Genomic DNA, 25,122 nt, shown 5'->3' with positions numbered 1-25,122 from the left:
GGAGCCCGCCGTGGCCGACATCCTCAAGCCCCCGACCTACGTCTCCCCGTGGGCCCGGGACGACGACGTCAGCGAGGTGCTCAAGCTGGCCCGCACCTTCTTCGAGCGCGAGGTGACACCGCACCTCGCGCGCTTCGCCGAGCAGCACCAGGTCGACAAGGAGACGTGGCTCGCCGCCGGTGCCGCCGGTCTGCTGTGCATCTCGGTGCCCGAGGAGTACGGCGGCGGTGGTGGCACGTTCGCGCACGAGGCCGCGGTCCTGTGGGAACAGGGGCGCGCCGGTGACGACGCCCTCGGCTACTCGGTGCACTCGTCGATCGTCGCGCACTACGTGCTGACCTACGGCTCGGAGGAGCAGAAGCAGCGCTGGCTGCCGCGGATGGCGTCGGGCGAGCTGGTCGGCGCCATCGCGATGACCGAGCCGTCGACGGGGTCCGACCTCCAGCGCATCCGGACCACGGCCCGGCGGGAGGGCGACTCCTACGTCGTCAACGGGAGCAAGACGTTCATCACCAACTCCTCCCACGCGGGGCTCGTCGTCATCGTCGCCCGCACCGGCGGCGAGGGCTCGAAGGGCATCTCGCTCATCGTGGCCGAGGTCGACGGGCTCGAGGGCTTCGAGCGGGGACGGGTGCTGCAGAAGGTCGGCCAGCACGGCCAGGACACCCGCGAGCTGGCGTTCACCGACATGCGCGTCCCCGTCGCCAACCTCCTCGGCGAGGAGGAGGGGCAGGGCTTCTACCAGCTCATGCACCAGCTGCCGCAGGAGCGGCTCGCGATCGCCGTCGGCGCGGTGGGTGCCGCCGACCTGGCCGTCGAGCTGGCCGTGGCGTACTCGAAGGAGCGAGAGGCGTTCGGCGCCCCGATCGCGAGCTTCCAGAACACGCGGTTCACCCTCGCCGAGGTGAGCACCGACGTCCTCGCGGCCCGGACCTTCCTCGACTGGTGCGTCGGGCTGCACGTCGAGGGGCGGCTCGACGCGGCCACGGCCTCGCGGGCGAAGTACTGGACGACCGACGTGCAGTGCGACGTCATCGACCGGTGCCTGCAGGTCTTCGGTGGCTACGGCTACATGCTCGAGTACCCGATCGCGCGGCTCTACGCCGGCGCCCGCGTGCAGAAGATCTACGGCGGGACCAACGAGATCATGAAGGAGCTCATCTCCCGCAGCCTGTGACCGCTGTTCACAGGAAGCACACAGGCGACTCATGGACGGGACCGATCCGGTGACGGTTCACTGGGTCCCATGAGCACGACTCCGACCTCGTCCGCCAAGCTCCAGCGGCCCGACGGCAGCCCCGTCCGGGTCCTCGTCGTCGACGACGAGTCGAACCTCACCGAGCTGCTGTCGATGGCGCTGCGCTACGAGGGCTGGGAGGTCCGTGCGGCCGGCACCGGGATCACCGCGGTCAAGGCGGCCCGGGAGTTCCAGCCCGACGCCGTCGTGCTCGACATGATGCTCCCCGACTTCGACGGCCTCGAGGTGCTGCGCCGGATGCGCGCCGACAACGACGCCGTGCCCGTCCTCTTCCTCACGGCCAAGGACGCCGTCGAGGACCGGGTCGCCGGCCTCACCGCCGGCGGCGACGACTACGTCACCAAGCCGTTCAGCCTCGAGGAGGTCGTGGCGCGGCTGCGCGCCCTCATGCGCCGCACGACGGTCGTCGCCGAGGACTCGTCGTCGCTGCTCGTCGTCGGCGACCTCACGATGGACGAGGACAGCCACGAGGTGACCCGTGGTGGTGTCGAGATCGCCCTCACCGCCACCGAGTTCGAGCTCCTGCGCTACCTCATGCGCAACCCCAAGCGGGTGCTCTCCAAGGCCCAGATCCTCGACCGCGTGTGGAACTACGACTTCGGCGGCCAGGCCAACGTCGTCGAGCTCTACATCTCCTACCTCCGCAAGAAGATCGACGCCGGCCGGGACCCGATGATCCACACGATGCGCGGCGTCGGCTACGTCCTCAAGCCGGCACCGTGAGCACGTCCACGACGGCGCCCCCGGCCCGCTCGTGGTTCGACCCGAGCGGGTGGTCGCTCACCGCGAAGCTCGTCGCGGCGGTCGTCGGGCTCTTCCTCGTCATCACCGTGGCGACGTCGGCCTTCACCGTCATCGCCCTGCAGAACCACCTCGTCAACCAGATCGACCAGGACGTCACCCAGAGCCTCGTGCGGGCCGGTGGGCCGCGTGGCCCCGGTGACCGGGACCGGGACGGGGACGGTGGCGCGATCCCCGGCGGCGGCGGCGAGTCCCTCATCGTGGTCCAGCGCGCGGGTCAGGTCACGGTCAACCGGCTCGAGAGCGGTCGGACCGTGGGCGAGCTCACCACGGCCCAGCTCGCGGCGCTCAACGAGGCCGGGCTCGGCCCGACCCCTCGCACGATCGAGATCCCGGGCCTGGGTGACTACCGCGTCGCGGCGGCCCGGCAGCCGGCGGGAGGCACCGTCGTGGCCGGCCTGCCGATGAGTGGCATCGACAAGATCGTCGACGCGATCATCGGGCTCGTCGTCGGCACGACAATCACCGGACTGGCCCTCGTGGCACTCGGCGGCCAGTGGATCGTCCGGCGCAACCTCGCACCCCTCCAGCGCGTCGCCCACACGGCGACCCAGGTGAGCCACCTCGAGCTCGACTCGGGTGCGGTCGCGCTCGCACAGCGTGTGCCCGCCGCCGACACCGACCCCCGCACCGAGGTGGGGCAGGTCGGTCTGGCCCTCAACAACATGCTCGACAACGTCGAGGGCGCCCTCATGGCCCGGCACGACTCCGAGACACGCGTCCGCCAGTTCGTCGCCGACGCGTCGCACGAGCTGCGCACGCCGCTCGCCTCGATCCGTGGGTATGCCGAGCTGTCCCGTCGCGAGCGCGAGCCAGTGCCCGCCTCGGTCACCCATGCCCTCAACCGGGTCGAGTCGGAGTCGCTGCGGATGCAGGGACTCGTCGAGGACCTCCTGCTCCTCGCCCGGCTGGACGCCGGACGCCCGCTCGAGAGCGGGAGCGTCGACCTGTCGCTGCTCGCCATGGACGCCGTGTCGGACGCCCATGCGGCCGCGCCCTCCCACACGTGGGAGCTCGACCTGCCCGACGAGCCGGTCGAGGTGCCCGGCGACCAGGCGCGTCTGCACCAGGTCGTCGCCAACCTCCTCGCCAATGCCCGCACGCACACCCCTCCCGGGACCCGCGTCGTCACGTCGCTGCACCGCGAGGGTGACTGGGTCCGGCTCCGCGTCACCGACGACGGTCCGGGAGTGCCGGCGGCGTTGCAGGACACCGTGTTCGAGCGGTTCTCGCGTGGCGACGAGGCGCGCAACCGTGCCGGCGGCTCCACCGGGCTCGGGCTGTCGATCGTCGACGCCGTCGCCAAGTCGCACGGGGGGCGTGTGTGCCTCGACAGCCGCCCCGGGCACACGAGCTTCTCGGTGCTGCTCCCGGCAGCCGCCTGACCCGGTCGTCCCCGAGGCGAGCCGGGGCGCGCGGCGCGGGCCACGGCATACCTGCTCGCACAGCGCTGTGCACTGCTGTGCCCCAGCGCAGCACTGCACAGCGCGAGACCGTCGGGACAGCCAGACTGTGCACTGCTGCACCCCAGCGCAGCACTGCACAGCGCCAGAGCGTGGGGGCGTCCAGACTGTGCACTGCTGCACCCCAGCGCAGCACTGCACAGCGCCGGCGCGGCAGGGTGCTCGGAGCTCACTCCGCCACGACAGCGACGTCACAGCACCCCCACAGCGGGCGGCCCGAGCGTTGTCGTCATGAACGCGCTGACCTTCTCCCCAGACTCCTCCGGCTCCGCCGACGCCAGGCCCTCGGCGGCACACCGCAGCGTGGCGTTCCCCGCGCCGCCGACACCGGCCGCACCACTCACGCCGCCGTCGCCGGCCGCGGCCCCCGAGTCACCCGCGTCGGGCCGCGCCCGTCGCCTCCTGCGCGGGAACCCCGAGGACCCCTCGTGGGCCCGCCCGGCGCTCCTCGCCCTCCTCGCCCTCACGGCGGTGTTCTACACGTGGAACCTCACGAGCAACGGGTGGGCCAACAGCTTCTACTCGGCCGCGGTCCAAGCCGGCAGCGAGTCGTGGAAGGCGTTCTTCTACGGCGCCTCCGACGCCGGCAGCTCGATCACCGTCGACAAGCCACCGGCGGCCCTGTGGGTCATGGCGCTGAGCGTGCGCCTCCTCGGCCTGAGCTCGTTCTCGATCCTCCTGCCCGAGGTGCTCATGGGCGTCGGCACGGTCGCCGTCGTCCACGCCACCGTCCGCCGCCACTGGGGCCACGGCGCCGGCCTCGTCGCCGGAGCGGTCATGGCCCTCACCCCGGTCGCGGTCCTCATGTTCCGGTTCAACAACCCGGACGCGCTCCTCGTCCTGCTCATGGCGCTCGGCGCCTGGGCGACGATGCGCTCCATCGAGCAGGGCTCGGCCCGCTGGATGGCCCTCGTCGGCGTCTTCATCGGCCTGGGCTTCCTCACCAAGACCCTCCAGGTCCTCCTCGTCGTGCCCTTCTTCGGCATCGCCTACCTCGTCGCCGCCGACACGAGCCTGCGCCGCCGGGTCGTCGGCGCCGCCACCGGTGTCGCGGCGATGGTCCTGTCGGCCGGCTGGTGGGTCGCCGTCGTCGAGCTCGTCCCGGCGAGCATGCGTCCCTACATCGGCGGCAGCCAGACCAACTCCTTCCTCGAGCTCACCTTCGGCTACAACGGCCTCGGCCGGCTGAGCGGCGACGAGACCGGCTCGGTCGGGGGCGGCAACGGCTGGGGCACCACGGGCCTCGGACGGATGTTCAGCAGCAGCATCGGAGGCCAGATCTCGTGGCTCATCCCCAGCGCGTTCGTCCTGCTCGCCGTGGGCCTGTGGCTGCGCGGTCGCGCCCCCCGCACCGACCTGCGTCGCGCGGGCTACCTCGTCTGGGGCGGCTGGCTCGTCGTGACGATGCTGACCTTCTCGCTCATGGCCGGCATCTTCCACGAGTACTACACCGTCGCCCTCGCACCCGCCGTCGCCGCCCTCGTCGGCATGGGCTCGGCCGAGGCGTGGGAGCGTCGTCACACCCTCGTCGGCGCCGGCGCCCTCGCGACCGCGACCGGAGCGGCCGCGGCCTGGGGTTACGTCCTCCTCGGGCGCACCACGGCATACGGGCAGGGACTTCGCGTCCTCGTCCTCGTCGTCGGCCTGGCCGCGGCCCTCGGTCTGCTGCTCGTCGCCCGGCTCCCCCGCCGCGCCGTTCCGGCCGTCCTCGCCGTTGCGCTCATCTCCGCGCTCGCCGGCCCCACGGCATACAGCCTCACGACCGTCGGCACGGCACACTCCGGCTCGATCGTCACCGCAGGTCCGACCACCGGTGGCATGGGCGGTCCCGGAGGACGCGGTATGCCGGGTGGCGGCGGGATGCCCGGCGGCGCGGCTCCCGGGGGTGGCCCGCAGGGCATGATGCCCGGCGGTGCGGTCGGCGGGTTCCCGGGCGGCGCTCCCGGTGGCGGCACGACCGGCGGCGTGCCGGGTGGCGCACCCGGCGGGATGGGTGGGCTGCTCGACGCGAGCACGCCGAGCACCGAGGTCGTCGCTGCGCTGTCCGAGGACGCGAGCAGCTTCCGCTGGGTCGCCGCCGCCATCGGCTCGCAGAACGCGGCCGGACTCCAGCTCGGCACCGAGCTCCCGGTCATGGCCATCGGCGGGTTCAACGGCTCCGACCCCAGTCCGACCCTCGCGCAGTTCCAGGAGTACGTCGAGACCGGCCAGATCCACTGGTTCGCCGCGAGCGGTGGCGGCATGGGTGGCCGTGGTGGCGGCATGGGTGGCAGCGGCACGGCCTCGGAGATCTCGGCGTGGGTCCAGGCGAGCTTCACGGCCGTGACGATCGACGGGTCCACGTTCTACGACCTCACGGCGCCGGTGGGGACGGCCGGCACGTCGACCTCCGGCACGTCGGGCACGACGGCGGTGACGGTGTGAGCGCCGTGCTCGAGGTCGTCGTCCCGGTCCACAACGAGGAGCGGTCGCTCGCCACGAGCGTGCGCCGGCTCCACGCGCACCTCGCGGCGGACTTCCCCCACCCGTTCCGGATCACGGTCGCCGACAACGCGAGCACCGACTCGACCTGGCTCGTGGCCCAGGGGCTCACCACCGAGCTCGAGGACGTGCACGCCGTCCACCTGGCCGAGAAGGGACGTGGACGCGCGCTCAAGCAGGTGTGGCTCGCCTCCGACGCGCAGGTCCTCGCCTACATGGACGTCGACCTCTCGACCGACCTCGCCGCGGTGGCCCCGCTCGTCGCACCGCTGCTGTCCGGACACTCGGACATCGCGATCGGCTCGCGGCTGGCCCGGGGCGCGCGCGTCGTGCGCGGTCCGAGGCGCGAGGTGATCTCGCGCGGCTACAACCTCATCCTGCGTGGCGCCCTCGGTGCCCGCTTCACCGACGCACAGTGCGGGTTCAAGGCCATCCGGGCCGACGTCGCCCGGGAGCTGCTGCCCCTCGTCGAGGACACCACGTGGTTTTTCGACACCGAGCTGCTCGTCCTCGCCCAGCGCGCCACGCTGCGGATCCACGAGGTCCCCGTCGACTGGTACGACGACCCCGACAGCCGCGTCGACATCGTCAGCACCGCGCGCGACGACCTGCGTGGCGTGTGGCGGATGCGGCGCACCCTGGCCGCCTCCTCCGCCCCGGTCACGGCTCTCGCCGACCGTTTCGGACGCCGTGGTCCCGGCGCCCACCTGGCGCGCCAGGCGACCGTGTTCGCGGTCGTCGGCGTGGTGTCCACCGTGCTGCACCTCGGGCTGTTCGCGCTGCTGCGGCAGGGCATGGCCTCCGCCGCCCTCGCCAACGCCGTCGCCCTGCTCGTCGCGACCGTCGCCAACACGGCGTGGAACCGGCGCTGGACGTTCGGGGTGCGCGGACGAGTGGGCGCGGCCCGACAGCAGCTCCAGGCGCTCGTCGTCTTCGCGATGACGCTGGCGCTCACGACCGCCGGCCTCGGCCTGCTGCACGTGGTGACCACCGCGTCGCCGACGTGGGTGGAGACGGCTGCGGTCGGGGTCATGACGGCCGTCTCGACGGCGGCGAAGTTCGTCCTCATGCGGACGTGGATCTTCGCTCCCGGCCGCGACCCGCAGCCGGCGACGAGGCAGCTGGGAACGGAGCAGCCGGCGACGGAGCAGCCGGCGACCACGCTCGCGAGCGCCCCGCGCTAGTCCTCACGGTGGAGGCGCGAGGTGAGCGGCCGGCATACCGTCGGGACATGCGCACGATGCTCCTCGCCGACGACCTCCTGCTGCAGGTGACGCTGCCCGACGGACGCGTCATGGGCCCGGTGTCCGGCACCATCGGCCTCGGCCTCGCCGGCGCCCTGCTCAGCGAGCTGGCGCTCGCCGGCCGGGTCGGGATCGATGCGCGCGGCCGGCTCCAGGTGCTCGACCGCACGCCGTTCGGCGACCCGGCCCTCGACGCCGCGCTGTCGGCGTTCGCCGCCCACGAGGGCAAGAAGCCCAGAACGTCCTCGGCAAGGTCGCCAAGGGTCTCAAGGACCAAAGGTATGCCGCCCTGGCCGCCACGGGGCACGTCGAGCAGCGCCGCTCGAGACTGCTCGGTGTCATCCCCCAGACGCAGTGGCTGCCGCGGGCCGGTGGCACTCGGGACGCCACGCGGCGCGCCCTCGGCGAGATCCTGCTGGGCTCGAGGACGCCCGACGCGCGCACTGCCTCCCTCTTGTCGCTGCTGCTCGCCGTGGGCGCCGTGCCGACGCTCTTCAAGGGGCTCGGCGGGCTGCCCGGCCGCGAGCTCAAGCGGCGGGCCAAGGTCGTGTCCGAAGGCGGCTGGGCCGGAGAGGCCGTGAGCAAGGCCATCTCGGACGTCAACGCAGCCGTCAACGCCGCGGTCATCGCAGCCGTCGTGGCGTCGACGGCGGGAGCCGGCGTGGCCGGCAGCTAGTCCCTCGCGAGCCAGTCCCTCGCGAGCGAGGGCCTCGCGGGCGAGGGCCTCGCGGGCGAGGGCCTCACGAGCTAGTAGACCGTCGCGAGGTAGCCGCCCTCGTCGTCGAGGAAGACGAGCACGACCGTCGTCTCGACGTCCTGCACGCTCGCGACGCACGTCGCCACGGAGTTCGTCCTCGGTGCCGTGAGCGCCTCGCAGTAGACGTCGCTGATGTCCTCGGCGCTGCCGTCGAAGTCCTCGATGCCCGTCCGCAGCGCGTCCTCGAGGCTGTCGGTGAGGATCCGCTCGGTCGCGGCGCCCGACGGTGCGAGCTCGACGGTGCCCCAGACGGGCATCCCGGCGTCGTAGAACAGACCCTCGCCGGACCCATCGGCGGATCCGTCGGACAACGTGTTCGCCGCGTAGACGATCCCGACACCGGTGGCGACGACGAAGGCCGCCGCGCTCAGGGCGAGCGCCGTCCAGGCCACCCAGGAGGGGCGGTTCGTGGGTGCGGCCGAGGGCGGCGCGGCAAGGGCGTAGGGGGGCGGGACGGACATGGGTGGGGTGCTCCTGGGCGGTGGTCGGACGGCGGCTCATTGTGTCCCGCGGTCCCGATCCGCGCAGCCGCTTTGCTGTCGGCGTGGCCGGACGGTTACCCTGATCCGGCTGAGGAGGCGTCGCCTAGTCCGGTCTATGGCGCCGCACTGCTAATGCGGTTTGGGCTAACCGCCCATCGAGGGTTCAAATCCCTCCGCCTCCGCACACTGGAACTGCCCCGGGTCGCGTGCGGCCCGGGGCTTTTTCATGCCTCCTCGGCGGCGGCTGTTCGGCCCTCCGCCCACCGGCTGCTGTCGGTTCTCAAGCCGGTCTGCTGTCGGTGCGATCAGGCACACTGACGCTATGCGTGAGCTCCTGACCCGGCGCCGGTCGCCCCGCGCGCTGCTCGGGGTCATGGTCCTCGCCTGGGTCGTCACGGTCGGCACGCTGCAGGTGGGCGACTCGGCGCAGGACTCGTGGCTGCGGTTCCCCATGGCCCTCGTGATGGCCGTCGGGCTTGTCGTCTCGGCCGGCTGCCTCCTGCTCTTCCTCGTCCAGTCGTTCCGGCGCTGACGATGGACTCACACGCCACGCCGCGCAGCCGTTCAACGGGCATGACGACCGACCGCCGCCACGCCACCGTCACCACCGACCTCGGCGACCTGCTCGCCGTGGCCGAGGGCGACGCCCTGGCCGGCCTCTACTTCCCTCGCCACTGGCACCCGCCCAAGGTCGAGGACATCGGCGCCGAGGTGCCCTCGGCTGGCGACCCGGTCTTCGAGGCGACCCGGCGCGAGCTCGGCGAGTACGTCCGTCGCGAGCGCACGACCTTCACCGTCCCCACCGTCACGCACGGCGACGCCTTCTCCGAACGCGTGTGGGACCTGCTCGTGACTATCCCCTACGGCGAGACGACGACCTACGGCGCGATCGCGCGCGAGCTCGGCAACGTCGGCCTCGCGCAGCGCGTCGGACAGGCCGTCGGCCGCAACCCGGTGAGCGTCCTCATCCCGTGCCACCGCGTCGTCGGCGCCGACGGCTCGCTGACGGGCTACGCCGGCGGGCTCGACCGCAAGGCCCGGCTCCTCGAGATCGAGGAGCCACCCGAGGTCGCCGAGTCCCGCCTCTTCTGACCGGGCCACGGCAACCCCTGACATGCCGTCCGCTGGCCCCATCACTCCTGCCGTCGTCCCACCCGCCCCAGCATTATCGGGTCACCCGACAACGTCGCGCTCGACCCCGGATGCCACCTCGGGTCGAGCGCCGCATTATCGGGTCACCCGATAATGTGGCCACCCACCCACCCAGCCACCCACCCACCGGCCGGCTCCCGGAGCGGGGGTCAGGAGCAGATGTCGTCGCTCGCCTTGCGTGCCTGGATCGAGCCGGACGACGACGGCGTCGACGAGAGCGTCGGCTTGGGCAGCGGCTCGCTGCCCAGGCGGTTCGGGACCTCGACCACGTCGGGCGAACCGGTGCCGAGCGTCACCCGGATGAGGGTGCCGAGAGCGGCCTCGGACTTCTTGACGGTGGCGCCGGGGAAAGCGGCGGCCACCGTGCGGGCCGCCTCGGCGCGGTCGCCGGAGTACTCGACGGTCGCACCCTTGACGACGGCGTCACCGTTGCTCGAGGTCACCTCGGCGAAGCCCTGCACGCGCAGCCCGGCGACGGCCTGCTTGGCCAGACCCACGACGCCGGACGAGTTGACGACCTGGACCCGGACCGCGTCGGGCGAGACCGTGAGGGGCTCGGTCGACGTGGGGCTCGGGGTCGGGGTGGGCGCACCGAGCTCGCGGTCGGAGCGGATCGACTCCCACAGCTCCTGCGCCTCCGGCGCCCACTGCACGCGGTTGAGGTCCTTGGGATAGACCTCGGTCGGGACCGTGACGAACTGGATCTTGTCGACGCCGATGCCCTTGATGCTCTCGGCGATGTCCTTCATCGGCCCCAGGCCGAAGTCGGGGTCCATCTGCAGGGAGCTGGTCGCCGCACCGAGGAAGCGCAGGAGCTTGTCCGGCCGCAGGAGGAGCTTGGTGTCGGTCGCCTGCTGCGCGACCGACGACAGGAACGCCTGCTGGCGCTTGATGCGCTGGATGTCCGAGCCGTCGCCCAGGCTCTTGCGGGTGCGCACGTAGCCCAGGGCCTGCTCACCGTCGAGCGTGTGCCGTCCGGCGGAGAGGGTGAACTTCGCCTTGGGGTCGTCGATGGCGAACGGGGTGCAGACGGGGACGCCACCGAGCGCGTCGACCATGCCCTTGAACCCGCTGAAGTCGACCACCGCGAAGTGGTTGATGAAGATGTCGGTGTTGCCCTCGAGGGTGCGGATGACGCAGCCGGGCCCACCGGTGTTGAAGTTCTGGTTCCACTGGTGAACCCGCCACTGGTCCTCGGGCGCGTCACCGTTGCAGTCGACCGGCGCCGGGACCATCGAGTCGCGCGGGATCGACACCATCGTCACGGACTTCCGGTCCCCCGAGATGTGCATGAGGATGTTGGTGTCCGAGTGCTGGCCGGGCTCCCAGTCGCCGTTGCCGTAGCTCTCGTTGCCTTCACCCTCGCGGACGTCCGAGCCGATGAGCAGGATGTTGAGGGGCCCACGCGCGACGTCACCGGAGGGCGTCGGGCGGTCCTTGCCGACCATCTTGGAGACGTCGAGCCGGTCGATGTTGCCGTTGAGCCGCAGGTAGGTCGCCACCATGCCGACGACGAGCAGCGCGGCGACGACACCGACGGCGGCCAGCCAGCGACGGCGGCGCCGCACGCTCTTGGCGCGGTGGCTCGCGCGCATGGCGGCACGGGTGCCGGAACCCCTGCCGTGCGGGTTCTGCTCACCACGTTCGTCGCGCTCGTCGTGCTGCACTCGGTCCTCTTCGTCGGATTGCTCGGGTCCTGCGCCCGAGGCTTCGGCGGTCGAGGCGCGCATCGAGTGTAGAGGCCGACCCTGGGAGGTCCCTGACCCCCGGTGACGCCCGTCACTCCGCCTCCCGGACGGACGACGAGGCCCCCTCCGCCACGGCGGAGGGGGCCTCGCTCAAAGACTGTGTGGAGTCCTCGATCAGAGGGGGCGGACCTGCTCGGCCTGCGGACCCTTGGGACCCTGGGTGACCTCGAACTCGACCTGCTGGTTCTCGTCGAGGCTGCGGTAGCCCTGGGTGTCGATGGCGGAGTAGTGAACGAAGACATCCGGTCCACCGCCGTCCTGGGCGATGAAACCAAAGCCCTTCTCAGCGTTGAACCACTTCACGGTGCCCTGTGCCATGTGGGGTAACTCTTTCCTGTGTGTAGCACTCGGACGCAGCAGAATCGCGGCGCCCACCGGCTGCACTCCTGCCAAACCCCAGACGAACCGGCGGACCGGTCCGCGACACATCAACGCCCGCCTTCTGTGGAAGCGAGACGGGCGCGTACTGCGACCTGCGAGGAACTGCGTTGTGCAACCGGTCACGAACTTACCAGCAAACCCCCGGGGTGTGCCTGCCCGAGAACGTCGCGTCGCCGATTGTTCACGCACCCGGGGAACGACCGAGAGGTATGCCGGGAAGCGGGCTTCCCGGCATACCTCTCGAAGGGTTGTCAGGCCTTGACGGCGAGGACGGCGCAGGTCGCGTCGAGCAGCACCTGCTGCGCCGTGCTGCCCGTGACGACCTTGCCCAGCGGCGAGCGCTTGCGGACACCGATGACGATGAGGTCCGCGCTCACCTCCGCAGCCACGGAGAGGATCTCCTCGGCCGGCGCGAGGCCCCGCGTCGACTGCCGGACCTCGTGGTCGATGCCCTTCTCGGTGAGCTGGGCGTCGAGGGCGTCGAGGTCCTTCGGATCGGCGAAGCTCGCGACGGTGTAGTCACCGAGGACACCGGAGTTGACGACCACCAGCCGGTCGCTGCGTCGCTGCGCCTCCTCGATCGCGGCGTCGACCGCCGCCAGCCCCTGGGGGCTGGGGATGTAGCCGACGACGATCGTCACGGCGCGTCCTCACTGAGCTTCTTGGCACCGGTCATGATCGCCACGCCCTCGCCCATGTCGTGGGTCTCGGGGGTGATGACGCCGGCCCGGCCACCGAGGCGCTGGATGTGGATGCGGTCGGCGACCTCCCACACGTGCGGCATGTTGTGCGAGATGAGGATGACCGACAGCCCCTTGTCGCGCAGCTGCTTGACCATGTTGAGCACCATCCCGGACTCCTTGACGCCGAGCGCGGCAGTCGGCTCGTCGAGGACGACGACCTTGCTGCCGAACGCGGCGGCCCGGGCCACCGCCACGGCCTGGCGCTGACCACCGGAGAGGGTCTCGACGGCCTGACCCATGTTCTGGATCGTCTGGATGCCGAGGTTCTGCACCGACTCACCGGCCCGCTTCTCCATGCCCTTCTTGTCGAGCATCCGCAGGACCGAGCCCAGCGGACCCTTGCGCCGGTCCTCGCGGGCCAGGTAGAGGTTGCTCGCGATGTCGAGCGCCGGGATGACGGCCAGCTGCTGGTAGACCGTCTCGATGCCCGCGTCGCGGGCGTCCTGCGGCTTCTTGAAGGAGACCGGCTCGCCGTTCATCGTCACCGTGCCCGAGTCCGGGACGTAGGCCCCGGTGAGGCACTTGATGAGCGTGGACTTGCCGGCGCCGTTGTCGCCGATGACCGCGAGCACCTCGCCCGGGTAGAGGTCGAGGTTGACCCCGTCGAGACCGACGACGCGGCCGAAGGTGATGACGAGGTTGCGCGCCGAGAGCACGGGCTCCTGGTCGTAGACGTGCTCCTTGCCCGCGGGGACTCCGCCGTGGGCGACCTCGAGATCAGTGGTTGTCATGACTTGACCTTTCGGATCCACTGGTCGATGGCGACCGCGACGATGACGAGGATGCCGGTGGCGAGGACTCGCCACTGCTGGTCGACACCCATCTGGGAGAGCCCGAACGCGAACGTCTGGACGATGAGCGCACCGATGAGCGTCCCGATGAGACGACCGCGGCCACCGAAGAGCGAGGTGCCACCGATGACGACGGCGGTGATGCTCGCGAGGTTGGCGTCCGGCGCCGCGTTCGGCGTCGCCGCACCCGCGCGGCCGATGAGGATCCACGCCGCGATGCCGTAGATCAGGCCGGCCACGGTGTAGACGGCGAGCAGGATCCGCTTGCTCGGCACACCCGAGAGGCGAGCCGACTCGGGATCGTCGCCGACGGCATACACGTATCGGCCCCAGGCGGTCTGCGAGAGGACGAAGCCCATGACGGCGTACATGAGGATGACGACGACGATGCCCCACGTGACGCGGAAGCCCGCGATGCCGAAGCCCTCACCGAGGAAGTTGAGCAGTCCCGGCAGGTGGTCGGCCTGGATGCTCGAGCCGCCCGAGTAGAGCAGCGCGATCGCGGTGAAGATGCTCAGCGTGCCGAGGGTGACGATGAACGGCGGCAGGTTGATCCGGGTCACGAGCCAGCCGTTGAGGAAGCCCGCGGCCACCGCCAGCAGCACCCCGATGAGGAGCGCGAGGATGCCGGGCATGCCGTCGTCCTTGGCGAGGGTCGCCATGACCATCATCGACAGCACCATGATCGCGCCCACGGACAGGTCGATGCCCGCCGTGAGGATGACGAGGGTCTGACCGATGGCGAGCGCGGCGACGACCGCGGTCTGCTGGAGCAGGATGCCCATCGAGTTCGCGGTGAGGAACGTCGGTGTGGCGATGAAGAACGTGATGAACGCGGCGATGAGGAGGAAGAGCGGGCTGAGCCACGGCTTGCCGTGGAGCTGGTGCTGCAGCCTCTGCACCGGCGACTGCTGCCGCCGAGCGAACTCGGCAGCAGCAGACGTGACGTCGGCAGTCATGGTCAGTTGCCCCAGCAGATCTTGGAGCCCTCGTCCGCGGTGATGCTCTTGACGCCTTCGGCCGGCTTGTCGGTCACGAGGGCGACGCCGGTGTTCTTGAAGTCGAGACCCGTGTCGGGCTTCGGCTTCTCACCACCGCGGGCCACCGTCGCGATCGCGGCCATGCCCTCGGTCGCCATCTTGAGCGGGTACTGCTGGGCGGTGGCGCCGATGACGCCGCTCTTGACCGAGGCGACGCCGGCGCAGCCACCGTCGACCGAGACGATCGTCGCCGTCTTGCCGGCCGCCTTGAGGGCGGCGTTGGCACCGACGGCCGTCGGCTCGTTGATCGTGTAGACGACGTTGATGTTCGGGTTCTTGGCGAGGCACTTCTCCATCGCCGAGCGGCCGCCGTCCTCGGCGCCGTTGCCGGCCTCGTTGCAGACGATCGTGTAGTCGCCGCCGCCGGACGCGGTGTACTTGCCGGTCGGGGCCTCGTCGCCGTTCTTCTTGCCGTCCTTGACGTCGATGCCCATGCCCTCGAGGAAGCCCTGGTCGCGGTTGTAGTCGACCGAGACGATCTTGTCGCTGAACAGGTCGAGCAGCGCGATCGTCGCCGGCTTGCCCGCCACCTGTGCCGCTGCCCACTGGCCGATGAGCTTGCCGGCCTCGCGGTTGTCGGTGGCGAAGGTGATGTCGACCGTGTCGGCCGGGTCCGGAGGCGTGTCGAGCGCGATGACGTAGAGGCCGGCGTCGCGGGCCTTCTTGATGGCGGCGTTGACGCCGGTGCTCATCGGCGTGATGAGGATGCCCTTGTCACCGCGGGCGATCGCGTCCTCGATCGCCGTGATCTGGCCCTGGTCGTCACCCTCCTGCTTGCCGGAGGCGACGGTGAGCTTGACGTTGTTCTTGGCGGCGTCGGCCTTGCCGCCGTTCTGCATGGCGACGAAGAACGGGTTGGTCGAGTCCTTGGTGATGAGGGCGACGCCGATCTGGGCCTGCCCGCCGGTGCCGGTGTCCGAGTCGCTGGACCGGTTGCAGGCCGAGAGGCCGACGGCCGTCGAGGCTGCCACGGCGAGAACGAGTGCGCGGGAGGCGCGGGAGGTGGTGCGCATGGATGACTCTCCTTTGAGGTGTCCGATGACAACGTTGTCAACGTCATTTATAGGGGCACCTTGCGCTCAGGTCAAGGGATGCCGTACAACTCGTGACATGACGGTGACATCGTTGTCTTCCTTCCGACACAGGTGCGCGACCCATGGGTGACCGGGTCGAGCGGGCCACGATGCGCGACGTGGCGGCCCTGGCAGGGGTGAGCATCAAGACCGTCTCGAGGGTGGTCAACGACGAACCCGGTGTGGCGGAACCGGTGCGGGTCCGGGTGCAGGAGGCCGTCGGCCGTCTCGCCTACCGGCACCACCTCGCGGCGAGCAACCTGCGCCGGGGCGCGAGCCGCAGCGGCCTCATCGGCGCGCTGCTCCAGGACGTCAGCAACAGCTTCTCGGCCGCCCTGCTGCGCTCGCTCGAGGACGCCATGCGCGCCCGCGGCACGGCCATCCTGTCCGCCAGCCTCGACGAGGAGCCCGACCGCGAGCGCGCCCTCGTCCACGACCTCGTGACGCGCCGGGTCGACGGGCTCGTGCTCATGCCGTCGACCGACCGCCAGGACTACCTGTCCTCCGAGATGAGGGCCGGGCTCCCCGTCGTGCTCGTCGACCGCGAGCCCAGCGGCATCGCCGCCGACTCGGTGACGGTCGAGAACACCGAAGGTGCTCGCATGGGCGCCGAACACCTTCTCGCACAGGGCCATCGGCGCATCGCCGCACTCATCGACCTGCCCGGGATCTACACCGCCCGTCACCGTCTCGAGGGCTTCGCCGACGCGCACCGGAGCCGGGGCATCCACCCGGACGAGCGGCTCACGGTGACCGGCCTGCGCGGCGCGGAGGCCGGCGAGCAGGCCGTGACCCGGTTGCTCGACCTGGACCGCCCGCCGACGGCGATCTTCGCCGGCCGCAACGACCTGGCCCAAGGTGCTGCCCGGGCGCTGCGCCGACGCGGCCTGAGCGAGTCCGTGGCGCTCGTCGGCTTCGACGACTTCCCGCTCGCCGACCTGCTCACGCCGCCCCTCACGGTCATCCGCCAGGACGTCGTCCGGATCGGGCGGCTCACCGCGGACCTGCTCGTCGCCCGTCTCGACGGCGACGTGAGCCCGCCGCAGCGCGTCGTCGTCGAGCCGACGCTCGTCGTGCGGGGGTCCGGCGAGATCCCGCCACCCGCCTGACCGGTCCGTACCGATTGCCCCGGTGGGACACGCGAGGCCAACGAGCGTGTCCCACCGGGGCCATCAGTCGGGTTCGTGACAGTGCGTCAAGGGCGCAGCGGCGTCACCTTGAGGTCGACCGCCTTGGCCGTCCCACCCACCGCGTAGGCCGCGATCCCCGTGGCCGACGCCGGCGGGTAGATGAGGTCGGTCACCGACCGCTGCCCGCCCTGCGCGAGGACCTCCACCGAGCTGCGGTCGAGGTATGCCGTGAAGCTCGCCTCACCGTCGCGCACCGTCACCGGCGCCTTCTCGAGGCTTGCGAAGAGCGCGTTGAACGCCACGTCGCCGCTCCTGGTGCGGTCGACGACGAGCGTGCCGTCACGCCGGACCCCGACCCTCGTGCCGACCGAGCCGTCGGCGCTGCGCCGCAGCACGACGCCTGCCTCGGTCGCGGACCCGAGGGCCACCCGGACCTCGACCCGAGCCACCGTCGCCTCGAGGCCGGTCGGCTTCACGCCGGCCGCGAGCGAGCGCACCTTGGCCTGCTCCTTGTCACGGTTGACGAGCGCCTTCTCGACGGCCGCCACGGGCGTCTGACGCAGCTGGGGCCCGTCCGCGGTCGACACGAGCGACAGCGTGCGCGGCATGGTCATCTGGCCGCGCCACGGGCTCGTGGGGACGTCATGGGCGTACTGCCAGTTGTTCATCCAGCCGATCGTCGTGCGCTGCGAGTCCGGCAGGCCGTTGAACGTCACGCCCGCGTAGTTGTCACGCCCGTGGTCGACCCAGCTCGCCCGCTCGGTGCCGTTCTTCGCCGGGGAGGGTGCGAGCATGAACTGGTCGGCGAGGATGTGGCCCCAGCCGCCGGAGCTGTGGTCGACCACCCGGATCTGCGCCGACCGTCCCTGGAGGTCGGACAGGTCCCACGAGGCCCAGTCGAGCGCCTCGCTGTCCGACCCGGTGCTCGACCGGACGACCTCCCCGCCGACGACGAGGTTGACCGTCGTCTGGGTGTCGCGCGGACCAGCGGCGCTGTCGGAGAACCGGATGTCGTCGACCATGAGGTGACCCCAGTCGCCGCTGCTGTTGTCGTCGCGGACGACGATGCGGGCCTTCTGGCCGATGACCGACCGCGCGTCGATGTGGCGCCAGTCCATGTCGCCCGAGCTGTTGCCGGTGACCGACCCGACGACCCGGTCACCCGAGACGAGCTCGACCACCGTCGGGCCGCTCGCGCCGAGCGGGTGCGCGCCACCGGCGGTGAGCAGGTTGACGTAGCCCCGGGTCACGGTGAACTCGGGCGACACGAACGTGCCAGTCGCGAGGTCGCACCGGTCGGGGACGACGCAGGAGTCGAGCACCTTCTCGCCCTGGTGGTAGGGCAGACCCGAGCTCGTCGCGCCGTAGCCGACGAAGTCACCCGTGGCGCTCCATCCGGCGGGCAGGTGGTTCGCCGGGTCGAGGGTCTCGAAGTCGGTGAAGACCTCACCCCCGGGGTCGCCCTGCGTCGCGCCCGGTACCGCGGGGTGGCGGCCGCCGCCCACGAGGAAGTTGAGGTGGCGCTGGTCGATCGTGAAGCTCGGCGAGGTCAGCTCGCCCTGGGCGGCGTCGAAGTCGACGAAGCTGTTGACGAGCCGCTGGCCGACGTAGCCGGTCACGGTCTGCTGCCCCGGCAGCGAGCCGGCCACGGGCTGGGAGCCGAACGCGGTCCCTGTCGGGGTCCACCCGGCATACCCGTTCTCGAAGCCCTGGAGGAGCGTGCCCTTCGGGGGTTCGTATGTGGCCGGCCCGTCCGCGATGAACGTCGTGCCGTCGAAGTCGCCGACGAAGTACTGCGTGCCCGAGCCGCCGGCGATCCCGCCGGGGTTGAGGCTCACGAGCATGACCCACCTGACCTTGGTGGGGTCGCCGTCGACGGCGAGCGGGAAGAGGTCCGGGCACTCCCAGACACCGCCGGTGGCGTTGCGAGGACCGAACTCGGACAGGCGTGTCCACGCCTTGAGGTCGGTCGATCGCCAGATGAGCACCTTGTGCTCGTTGGCGATCACGGCGACCATCCGCCACTCCTTGGCCGGGGCGTACCAGAAGACCTTGGGGTCGCGGAACTCGCGCGAGCCGATGTCGATGACCGGGTTTCCCGAGTACTTCGTCCAGGTCGTGCCGTCGTCGGTCGACCAGGCGAGCGACTGCGCCTGGATGCCGTCGCGACCGCTGGCCGGGGTGTAGGCGCTGGTGTACATCGCCACGAGCGGCGGGTTCTTCGCCGTGCCGAAGCCGGAGCTGTTGGTTGGTGTCGACGACGACCGAACCCGAGAACACGCCCTCGTTGGCATCGAACGGGATCGCCACGGGCTGCTCGTCCCAGTGGACGAGGTCACGGCTCGTCGCGTGGCCCCAGGACATGTTGCCCCAGCGGTCGCCGAGCGGGTTGTACTGGAAGAACAGGTGGTAGACGCCCTTGTGGAAGACGAGCCCGTTGGGGTCGTTCATCCAGTTCTTCGCGGGGCTGAAGTGGTAGGCCGGACGGTGCTGCGGCGTGTCCGCCGACGCCGGCGCGATGCCGAGCATCGTGAGGGCGGCGACGACGAGCAGGACGACACCGTGGCGGTGGCGCAGGCGTGGACGAGGTGAAGCTGGCATGGACGGTCTCCCCGAGGTATGACAACGTTGTCAACGACGATGAAAAGGGAGACCGGCGGGTACGTCAAACGCAGGAGCCGAAAGTGAGACGCGGGCGCCGGTCGGCCCTTCGTCCCCGGTGGTGGTGGCGGCGGGTGTGGGATTTGAACCCACGAGAGGTCTCCCTCTGGTCGCTTTCAAGGCGACTGCACTAGGCCACTATGCGAACCCGCCCGGTCCACCGGCGAACCGGTGACCGACAGACAGGGTATGCCGGGAGCGCCCCTGACGCGGAACCCGCACCGCATCCTTCGCCGGGTAGGGTCGAGGGCCAACGGAAGGACACCGACACCGATGCCCAGAATGAGTTTCCTCGTCGGCCTCGCGGCCGGCTACGTCCTCGGCGCCCGAGCCGGGAAGCAGCGCTACGAGCAGATCAAGACCGTCTCCGGCAAGGTCTGGCAGAGCGCACCCGTGCAGAAGCAGGTCGCCGTGGCCAAGGAGAGCGCCCGCACCAAGGCCGCTCCCGTCGTCGCCGACTTCGTCGCCGATGCCGCCAAGGCCACGAGCGAGAAGTTGCGCGCCTCGCGCACCGTGCCCTCGCAGGTGAGCGCGGGTCGCGACCGCACGACGGGCGGCGACCCGTGGGTGGCCTCGGCCGGTGCGCGCGACGACGACCCGTGGAGCAGCGCCACCCGGCGTTGAGCGGGGGATCAGCCGGGCTCTGACCACTGTGGGGGCCCGCCTCAGCTCGACTGTCGCACCCCTCCTGCGCCGAGGAGCGCCAGGGACGGGACCGTTCCCGGCCGGGCGAGGTCGGCGAGCAGCACCGCCGTGCCCGCGGCACCGGTGACCAGCGAGACGTCGCCGTCGGCTCCGCGCAGCCCGCAGGGCCACACGCCCGGGTCGACCGGTGCCGCCGAGACGAACGCCGCGGCGGCGGCGAGGGCCCGCTCGCGGTGCTCGGGCACCCCGAGGATGTCCGCGGCGAGCGCGACCACGCCGGCCGGGCCACCGGCCCCGTGGCACAGCGTCCAGCCCGCGGCGACGGTGTCGGGGCCGCCGGTGACGGCCTGCTCGGCCGCGTCACTCATGGCACGCCCGCACCGCTGCACGGCCATCTCGGCCTCGGCGCGGGTCGTGTCGGTCGGCCACGGCACGTCGAGGCCGGCGTCGGCCAGCTCGAGCAGGCGCAGCCGCACGGCCCCGGCCCCCGCGGCACCGTGGCACCACAGGTCGGGCCAGGTCACGTCGCCCTCTCGCAGGTCCGGCCAGCCCCCGCGCACCGGCTCCGCCCACGAGGCCTCCCACGCGAGGGCCTCGCCGGCCAGCTCCAGCGCCGACGGCGCGAGCCGCGGCCACACCGCGGCCGCCTCGGCCAGCGCCCAGGCGATGCCGGAGGCTCCGTGAGCCAGGCCGCACAGCGGTCGCGCGGCCTCACCGGCGAGCCGGTGGTCGGGCCAGCTGCGCCCCCACGGCTCGGCGTGCGAGCGGTGCCTCAGCTCGGCGACGATCGCGGCGGCGTGGGCCTCGTGTCGGCGGGTGCGGGCGAGGGACAGCAGGATCCCGGCGAGACCGTCGGTGAGGTCGCTGCCGTCGGACCAGCCGATGCCGACACCGTTGCGGGCCTGCCGGAGCAGGGACACCCCGGCCTCACCGACGAGCAGTCCGGCCGGGACGTCGGGACCCGCGGGCCGGGTGCGGCGCAGGGACTCGGCGCCCGACGCGGCGAGCTCGGTCGCGTCGTGGCGGTTCAGGGCGGTGCCGAGGTGGGTCAGTGCCCACACCACCCCGGCATCCCCGTCATAGAGGGAGCGCCGGCCCGCAACGACGCCGACGGCCCCCTCAGGGCCCATCTCCCACGTGGGCCACGTCGGGTCACCGGCGTCGTCGATGATCGCGGTCCGCACGAGCAGGTCGACGCAGCGGTGGGCGGCGTCGAGGACGCGATCCCGGTCGTCCTGAGGTTCCGTCCCGGTCACCGCGTCCTGCTCCCCTTGCATCGACACGGCGCTCATCGCCGTGTCCCCCTGTCTTCGTCAGCGACGTGCGGCCTGGATGGGTCCAGACCTCCGCGGCGCATCTCCTCGGCGACGAGGTCGAGCCACGTGCCGGTCCCCACCCCCGCGTCGGGCACCCGTCGGTACGCCGCCACCAGAGTCTCGCACCTCACCTCACCGAAGCTCCGACCGTCCCCCGGGTCCTGCGCCCAGCCGACCCCGTCGGCCAGCCGTTCGGTGAGCGGTGGCGGAGCTCCCTCGGTGAGCCCGGCGACCGCGGCCACCACCGTCTCGCGGCGCTCGTCCCGGCACGTCCCGGCGAGATAGACCACGCAGGCGTCCGGACGCTCGAGCTGGTCCGCGGTGGTGGCGACCTTGAGCAGCCACTCGTCGTCGTCGGCGAGCGCGGCGGTCACCGCCCGCACCACTGCGCCGACGGCCCCGGGACGCGGTCGCAGATAGACGCGCACCAGGTCCTCGGGCACCGCTCTCGGGTCCCATCGACCGCCCCAGGTCCGCCACCACCCCTCCTGGATGACGGACCCGGGGCGGTCGAGTGCCCGTACGCGGTCGCCGACGCGCGGCGGGAAGCCGGGTCGACCCTGCGTCGTGACGTACTCCCCACGGCACAGCGCCCGCCGGCCACCCGGCGTGGCCACCACGACCACGCCGGCGATGCCGGTCGCCACGACCTCGGTGTCGTCGGCGCTCCACCTCGTCGCGGCCGCGTCGGCCGCCCGTGCCGTGCCCGACACGGGAGCGGACCACCGGGGGCGCGGCCCGGTCCGAGGTGGGCGGACGGCATACCAGTCGCGATAGAGCACGTCGGCGGGTGAGGCGTCCTCGGGGGACGCGCGAAGGACGTCGTATGCCGTGAGCACCTGGGTCGCGTGCTCGGGTCGCCAGCCGCTCATGCCGGGTCCCCTTCGGCGGCGGCCGTGGCGCGGGCCAGCAGCCGGGCGACGTCGGCGGCGCCGGCCTCACCGTGGTTGAGGGCCCCCTGCCAGGCGGTCATCAGTGCCCGGACGCAGCGCCACGGGCCGGTGAGCGTGGCGGGTCCGCAAGCGGCCCAGTAGGCGTCGAGACACAGCGCCGCTAGGTCGAGCCCGGGACGCGAGAGGTCGGTGAGCATCGCTGCGGCAGAGGCCAGGTCGTGCTCGGGGGCGCCCACCCCGCCGAGCTCGAAGTCGATGAGTCCCACTCGCACGCCACCCGAGGCGGTGGTCTCGACGATGACGTTCCCGGCCGCGATGTCTCCGTGCACGAGGTGCGTCGGGCGCCACTGGGCACCGGCGGTGTCGATCGCCCGGCGGACCGCGGCATCGTCCAGCCGGGCGAGGACGGCCCGGGTGTCGTCACGCAGCCGTCCGCCCGCCATCGACGGCGGGAGGTCGTCGAGCAACGGCCACGGGGTCGAGGCCCGCGGCAGACCGGAGCCGACGACCGGGTGGCGGTGCAGGCGGGCGAGGGCCCGGCCGAGGTCAGTGGCGACGGGCCGCAGGACGGCGTCTCCGCCCACACCCCCGAGCTCGACGCCGGGCAGTGCGGTCATCCACACCGACCCCGGTCCTCCCTGCAGGATCGGGGTCGGTGCGAGCCGGAGGGGCGCGATGGCGCGCAGGATGCTCGCCTCGACGCCGACGGTGTCGTCACCGTCGAGGGAGGCGGCCGTCCCCGGCTGCTTGACGTAGCCCACGGCCACCCCGGCGCGCTCGATGACGTGCACCGGGTTGCTGCGCGACACGGGCCGCACGTGCACGCGGCCGGCGCGGACGTCCGCCACGGGGACGAGCCCGTGACGGACGGCCGAGCCGAGCAGGCCGGGGGACGAGACCACGGTCAGGCACCACCCGGAGCGCCGGTGCCACCGGCTCCGCTGCCACCGGCTCCGGAGTCGAGCGCGTCGACCTCCTCGAGGGCGGCGCGGTAGCCGGTCCAGAAGGCCTCGTCGGCGGCGGACTCGATCTCCTCCGCCGAGGCGCCGTAGCCACCCTGCTGCCCACCGCGGACCCACTGGTCGATCGGCGGGCGCTCCCACTCCCCACCACAGGCCCGGGTCGGCAGCGTGCAGCCGGGCCGGGTGACCTCGAGGTCGCAGACGACCGGGCGGGTGACGAAGTCGCAGATCGCCGGCCGGGTGACGAAGGTCGGGCAGAGAGCCGGGATCCGGGTCCGGATCGTCGGACACGTGACCGCGGGGTGCGTCTTGAGGCAGATCGCGATCCGCGAGGTGAAGCACGCCGAGATCGGCCGGGTGACGAGCGTGGTCGGCACGGCCAGGTCGACCCCGAGCTCGTCGAGCGCGGCCTGGATCGGGTTGGCGAACGTCATCGACCCGTCGTTGCTGCCGGCGAAGAGGAGGCCGACGACGTTGCGTGAGGTGTCGAGGACGACCGAGCCCGAGTCGCCGTGGTCGGAGAACCGCGGGTTGCGCGTGGTGTCGGTGTCGATCCGGATCTGGTGGCGCAGGGTGCGGGACCCCACGTCGCTGCCGTAGTCGATCGTCACCGTGAAGTCGGTCGACGCGACCGTGCCGAACGTGTGCTCGGTGGTCCGGCCACGCTTCTGGACGGCCATGCCGACCGTCGCCGCCGTGCTGCCGTTGACGTCCCCGACACCGGTGACGGTCGCCGTCCACGGCTCGGTGGTGTCGACGGTGATGACGGCGCCGTCGGTGCTGTCGGAGAGGACGGCGCGGGTCAGCGACCCGAACTCCCCCGTGGGCGCACCACCGTCGACGAGCGAGGGCTGGACCATGCGGTCGCCGACGGTCCACGTGTTGTTGACGCACGCGACGTGGAAGTTCGTCATCGCCATGGTGGCGCCGGTGGCCCGGTCACGGACCATCGCACCCAGCGTGCCGACGAACACGTAGTTGCCCGGCGCCGGGACGTCCGGCGGCGTCAGGAAGACGGAGCGTCGCGGCCCGATGCCGATCCCACCGGCGAGCGTCGGGTAGTCCGCCGGGTCGACGAACAAGTCGGCGTCGTCGACCTGGCGGAACGCCGGCTGGAGCTCGATGACGAGCTCCTGGACGTCGGTCTTGACGCCATCGATCTCCTTGGGGATGAGTGCGCCCTTGCCGAGCTTGGACTTCGGCTTCTTCTTCTCGACGAAGACGACGATGCTCAGCTCGCCGGTCTTCCTCCCCCCGGTCTCCTTCTCGGCGATGTCGACCCCGACGACCCCCGGCGTGGCGATGAGCTGGTCCTCGACGGACTCCTTCACCGGACGGATCGCTGCGCGCTGCGCGGCCTGTTCCGACTGTGTGGCCATGACTGCTCCTTCACGAGTGTGCGGGGCCGCCCCTGTACGACCCCGACAGCGACAAGGAGTCCGGCGGCCGGCGCCAGATACATGGCCACGGGGACGAATTCGCACACAAAGATGTGCCGAAGAGGTATCTGGGCGGCTTGCCCAAACTCCTGACGTGGTGACCGCCCACTCCCTACGCTGAACTGACGGCACCAGCCGCCGCGAGTCAGCAGGCAGAGCTCTCGGAAGGCACCGATGAACCACGACGAGCGGCCCGAACGGGCCATGCGACGCATCCCCACCACCGTCATCCCCGGCACGGCGGTCCGGCGACTGGGCGTCCGCCTCCTCGACCCGACCACGGCGGTCCGGGTCGACGGACGCGTGCCCGAGCCCACGGCATACGTCGGGGACGTCCTGCTCGTGAGCGGCCTGCTGGGACCGGAGTTCGACGACCGCTTCCGCTCGCTCGAGGAGGCGGCCAAGGAGGTCGGGTATGCCGTGGAGCCGGTTCCCGACGACACGCTCCTGGGCTTCGCTCGCGAGAACGGGATCCTCGAGCAGCTCGATGCGGTGGGGCACACCGCGATCCGGCTCGTCGCCACGCAGCGCAACGCCCCGCCGGCCGACGCGTGGGAGGTCCTCCAGTCGGCGCGCGCACGCGGCGTGCAGGGTGTCGGCCTCGCCCACGTCATGACGGCCAGCGGCTGGGGCGACGGCATCGGGTGGGGCGACGGCATCGG

22 protein-coding genes, 2 tRNA genes and 2 pseudogenes are annotated in these 25,122 nt (G+C 71.7%); 12 read left to right on the top strand and 14 right to left on the bottom strand.

Going from position 1 to position 25,122, the window contains the following annotated elements:
• The first annotated feature begins 10 nt into the window (after positions 1-10).
• The 6 genes and pseudogenes from KLO01_RS08250 (at position 11) to KLO01_RS17580 (ending at position 7,923) form a co-directional block, all read left to right on the top strand.
• Positions 11-1,177 (top strand): acyl-CoA dehydrogenase family protein, encoded by a 1,167-nt coding sequence (locus KLO01_RS08250; protein WP_147064050.1) that lies wholly within the window; start codon positions 11-13, stop codon positions 1,175-1,177.
• A gap of 69 nt (positions 1,178-1,246) precedes the next feature.
• Positions 1,247-1,981, top strand: coding sequence for a response regulator transcription factor (locus KLO01_RS08245; protein ID WP_147064048.1), 735 nt, complete (start codon positions 1,247-1,249; stop codon positions 1,979-1,981).
• Positions 1,978-3,444: a sensor histidine kinase gene (locus KLO01_RS08240; RefSeq protein ID WP_147064046.1), complete on the top strand. Its 1,467-nt coding sequence runs from the start codon at positions 1,978-1,980 to the stop codon at positions 3,442-3,444. The genes KLO01_RS08245 and KLO01_RS08240 overlap by 4 nt, the downstream gene beginning before the upstream one ends.
• A 309-nt stretch (positions 3,445-3,753) precedes the next feature.
• Complete coding sequence (locus KLO01_RS08235; RefSeq protein ID WP_147064044.1) at positions 3,754-5,946, top strand: ArnT family glycosyltransferase; 2,193 nt, start codon at positions 3,754-3,756, stop codon at positions 5,944-5,946.
• Complete coding sequence (locus KLO01_RS08230; RefSeq protein WP_147064041.1) at positions 5,943-7,187, top strand: bifunctional glycosyltransferase family 2/GtrA family protein; 1,245 nt, start codon at positions 5,943-5,945, stop codon at positions 7,185-7,187. Before KLO01_RS08235 ends, KLO01_RS08230 begins: the two co-directional genes overlap by 4 nt.
• Positions 7,188-7,234: 47 nt before the next feature.
• Positions 7,235-7,923, top strand: a pseudogene (locus KLO01_RS17580) (GOLPH3/VPS74 family protein).
• Positions 7,924-7,994: 71 nt separating this feature from the next.
• Here KLO01_RS17580 and KLO01_RS08220 read toward each other — a convergent pair.
• Positions 7,995-8,465 carry a hypothetical protein gene (locus KLO01_RS08220; protein ID WP_147064037.1) on the bottom strand — a complete coding sequence of 157 codons (471 nt, stop codon included), beginning with the start codon at positions 8,463-8,465 and terminating at the stop codon, positions 7,995-7,997.
• 113 nt (positions 8,466-8,578) lie between these two features.
• Between KLO01_RS08220 and KLO01_RS08215 the strand changes: the two genes are divergently transcribed.
• The 3 genes from KLO01_RS08215 to KLO01_RS08205 all read left to right on the top strand — a co-directional run bounded on the left by KLO01_RS08215 (position 8,579) and on the right by KLO01_RS08205 (position 9,578).
• Positions 8,579-8,668 (top strand) — tRNA-Ser (locus tag KLO01_RS08215).
• 140 nt (positions 8,669-8,808) lie between these two features.
• Positions 8,809-9,018 (top strand): hypothetical protein, encoded by a 210-nt coding sequence (locus KLO01_RS08210; RefSeq protein ID WP_147064035.1) that lies wholly within the window; start codon positions 8,809-8,811, stop codon positions 9,016-9,018.
• Positions 9,019-9,059: 41 nt separating this feature from the next.
• A complete protein-coding gene (locus KLO01_RS08205) occupies positions 9,060-9,578 on the top strand; it encodes a methylated-DNA--[protein]-cysteine S-methyltransferase (protein WP_147064033.1) in 519 nt (172 codons plus the stop codon).
• Between the two features lie 209 nt (positions 9,579-9,787).
• On the opposite strand, the gene KLO01_RS08200 is transcribed toward KLO01_RS08205, so the two are convergent.
• From KLO01_RS08200 to KLO01_RS08175, 6 genes are all read right to left on the bottom strand, one after another.
• A complete protein-coding gene (locus tag KLO01_RS08200; RefSeq protein WP_246136117.1) occupies positions 9,788-11,305 on the bottom strand; it encodes an LCP family protein in 1,518 nt (505 codons plus the stop codon).
• Positions 11,306-11,500: 195 nt separating this feature from the next.
• Positions 11,501-11,704 (bottom strand): cold-shock protein, encoded by a 204-nt coding sequence (locus KLO01_RS08195; protein ID WP_009776543.1) that lies wholly within the window; start codon positions 11,702-11,704, stop codon positions 11,501-11,503.
• Between the two features lie 314 nt (positions 11,705-12,018).
• Positions 12,019-12,408: a universal stress protein gene (locus KLO01_RS08190; protein ID WP_147064029.1), complete on the bottom strand. Its 390-nt coding sequence runs from the start codon at positions 12,406-12,408 to the stop codon at positions 12,019-12,021.
• The gene (locus tag KLO01_RS08185) at positions 12,405-13,241 is read right to left on the bottom strand and encodes an ATP-binding cassette domain-containing protein (RefSeq protein WP_147064026.1); all 837 of its coding nucleotides are present in this window, start codon (positions 13,239-13,241) and stop codon (positions 12,405-12,407) included. The genes KLO01_RS08190 and KLO01_RS08185 overlap by 4 nt, the downstream gene beginning before the upstream one ends.
• Positions 13,238-14,260 (bottom strand): ABC transporter permease, encoded by a 1,023-nt coding sequence (locus tag KLO01_RS08180; RefSeq protein ID WP_147064024.1) that lies wholly within the window; start codon positions 14,258-14,260, stop codon positions 13,238-13,240. The genes KLO01_RS08185 and KLO01_RS08180 overlap by 4 nt, the downstream gene beginning before the upstream one ends.
• 2 nt (positions 14,261-14,262) lie before the next feature.
• A complete protein-coding gene (locus tag KLO01_RS08175) occupies positions 14,263-15,354 on the bottom strand; it encodes a substrate-binding domain-containing protein (RefSeq protein ID WP_147064022.1) in 1,092 nt (363 codons plus the stop codon).
• Positions 15,355-15,497: 143 nt separating this feature from the next.
• Between KLO01_RS08175 and KLO01_RS08170 the strand changes: the two genes are divergently transcribed.
• Positions 15,498-16,523 carry a LacI family DNA-binding transcriptional regulator gene (locus tag KLO01_RS08170; protein WP_147064020.1) on the top strand — a complete coding sequence of 342 codons (1,026 nt, stop codon included), beginning with the start codon at positions 15,498-15,500 and terminating at the stop codon, positions 16,521-16,523.
• Positions 16,524-16,609: 86 nt separating this feature from the next.
• Here KLO01_RS08170 and KLO01_RS08165 read toward each other — a convergent pair whose 3' ends face one another.
• From KLO01_RS08165 to KLO01_RS08160, 3 genes and pseudogenes are all read right to left on the bottom strand, one after another.
• The gene (locus tag KLO01_RS08165; protein ID WP_307725668.1) at positions 16,610-18,745 is read right to left on the bottom strand and encodes a glycoside hydrolase family 32 protein; all 2,136 of its coding nucleotides are present in this window, start codon (positions 18,743-18,745) and stop codon (positions 16,610-16,612) included.
• Positions 18,746-18,875: 130 nt separating this feature from the next.
• Positions 18,876-18,995: pseudogene (locus KLO01_RS17550) on the bottom strand (glycoside hydrolase family 32 protein); the annotation flags it as partial.
• Between the two features lie 275 nt (positions 18,996-19,270).
• Positions 19,271-19,358, bottom strand: a tRNA-Ser gene (locus tag KLO01_RS08160).
• Between the two features lie 129 nt (positions 19,359-19,487).
• Between KLO01_RS08160 and KLO01_RS08155 the strand changes: the two genes are divergently transcribed.
• Positions 19,488-19,829: a protoporphyrinogen oxidase gene (locus KLO01_RS08155; RefSeq protein WP_246136116.1), complete on the top strand. Its 342-nt coding sequence runs from the start codon at positions 19,488-19,490 to the stop codon at positions 19,827-19,829.
• 41 nt (positions 19,830-19,870) lie between these two features.
• On the opposite strand, the gene KLO01_RS08150 is transcribed toward KLO01_RS08155, so the two are convergent.
• The 4 genes from KLO01_RS08150 to KLO01_RS08135 are packed head-to-tail and all read right to left on the bottom strand — an operon-like array spanning position 19,871 to position 24,400.
• On the bottom strand, positions 19,871-21,106 hold the full coding sequence (locus KLO01_RS08150) for a lanthionine synthetase LanC family protein (RefSeq protein WP_186827971.1): 1,236 nt from the start codon (positions 21,104-21,106) through the stop codon (positions 19,871-19,873).
• A 32-nt stretch (positions 21,107-21,138) separates the two neighbouring features.
• Positions 21,139-22,038 carry a T3SS effector HopA1 family protein gene (locus KLO01_RS08145; RefSeq protein ID WP_147064014.1) on the bottom strand — a complete coding sequence of 300 codons (900 nt, stop codon included), beginning with the start codon at positions 22,036-22,038 and terminating at the stop codon, positions 21,139-21,141.
• Entirely contained in the window at positions 22,035-22,961 is a 927-nt protein-coding gene (locus tag KLO01_RS08140; RefSeq protein WP_186827970.1) for a phosphotransferase family protein, read from the bottom strand. Before KLO01_RS08140 ends, KLO01_RS08145 begins: the two co-directional genes overlap by 4 nt.
• 2 nt (positions 22,962-22,963) lie before the next feature.
• Entirely contained in the window at positions 22,964-24,400 is a 1,437-nt protein-coding gene (locus KLO01_RS08135) for a chymotrypsin family serine protease (RefSeq protein ID WP_186827969.1), read from the bottom strand.
• A 234-nt stretch (positions 24,401-24,634) separates the two neighbouring features.
• Between KLO01_RS08135 and KLO01_RS08130 the strand changes: the two genes are divergently transcribed.
• Positions 24,635-25,122 (top strand): hypothetical protein (locus tag KLO01_RS08130; RefSeq protein WP_147064011.1); only part of this gene is annotated, 488 nt, incomplete at its 3' end.

The organism is Knoellia locipacati (assembly GCF_007992835.1).
Classification (GTDB): Bacteria; Actinomycetota; Actinomycetes; order Actinomycetales; family Dermatophilaceae; genus Knoellia; species Knoellia locipacati.
Note: the sequence above shows the minus strand (reverse complement) of the source record. Positions and strands in the feature narration are given on the sequence as shown.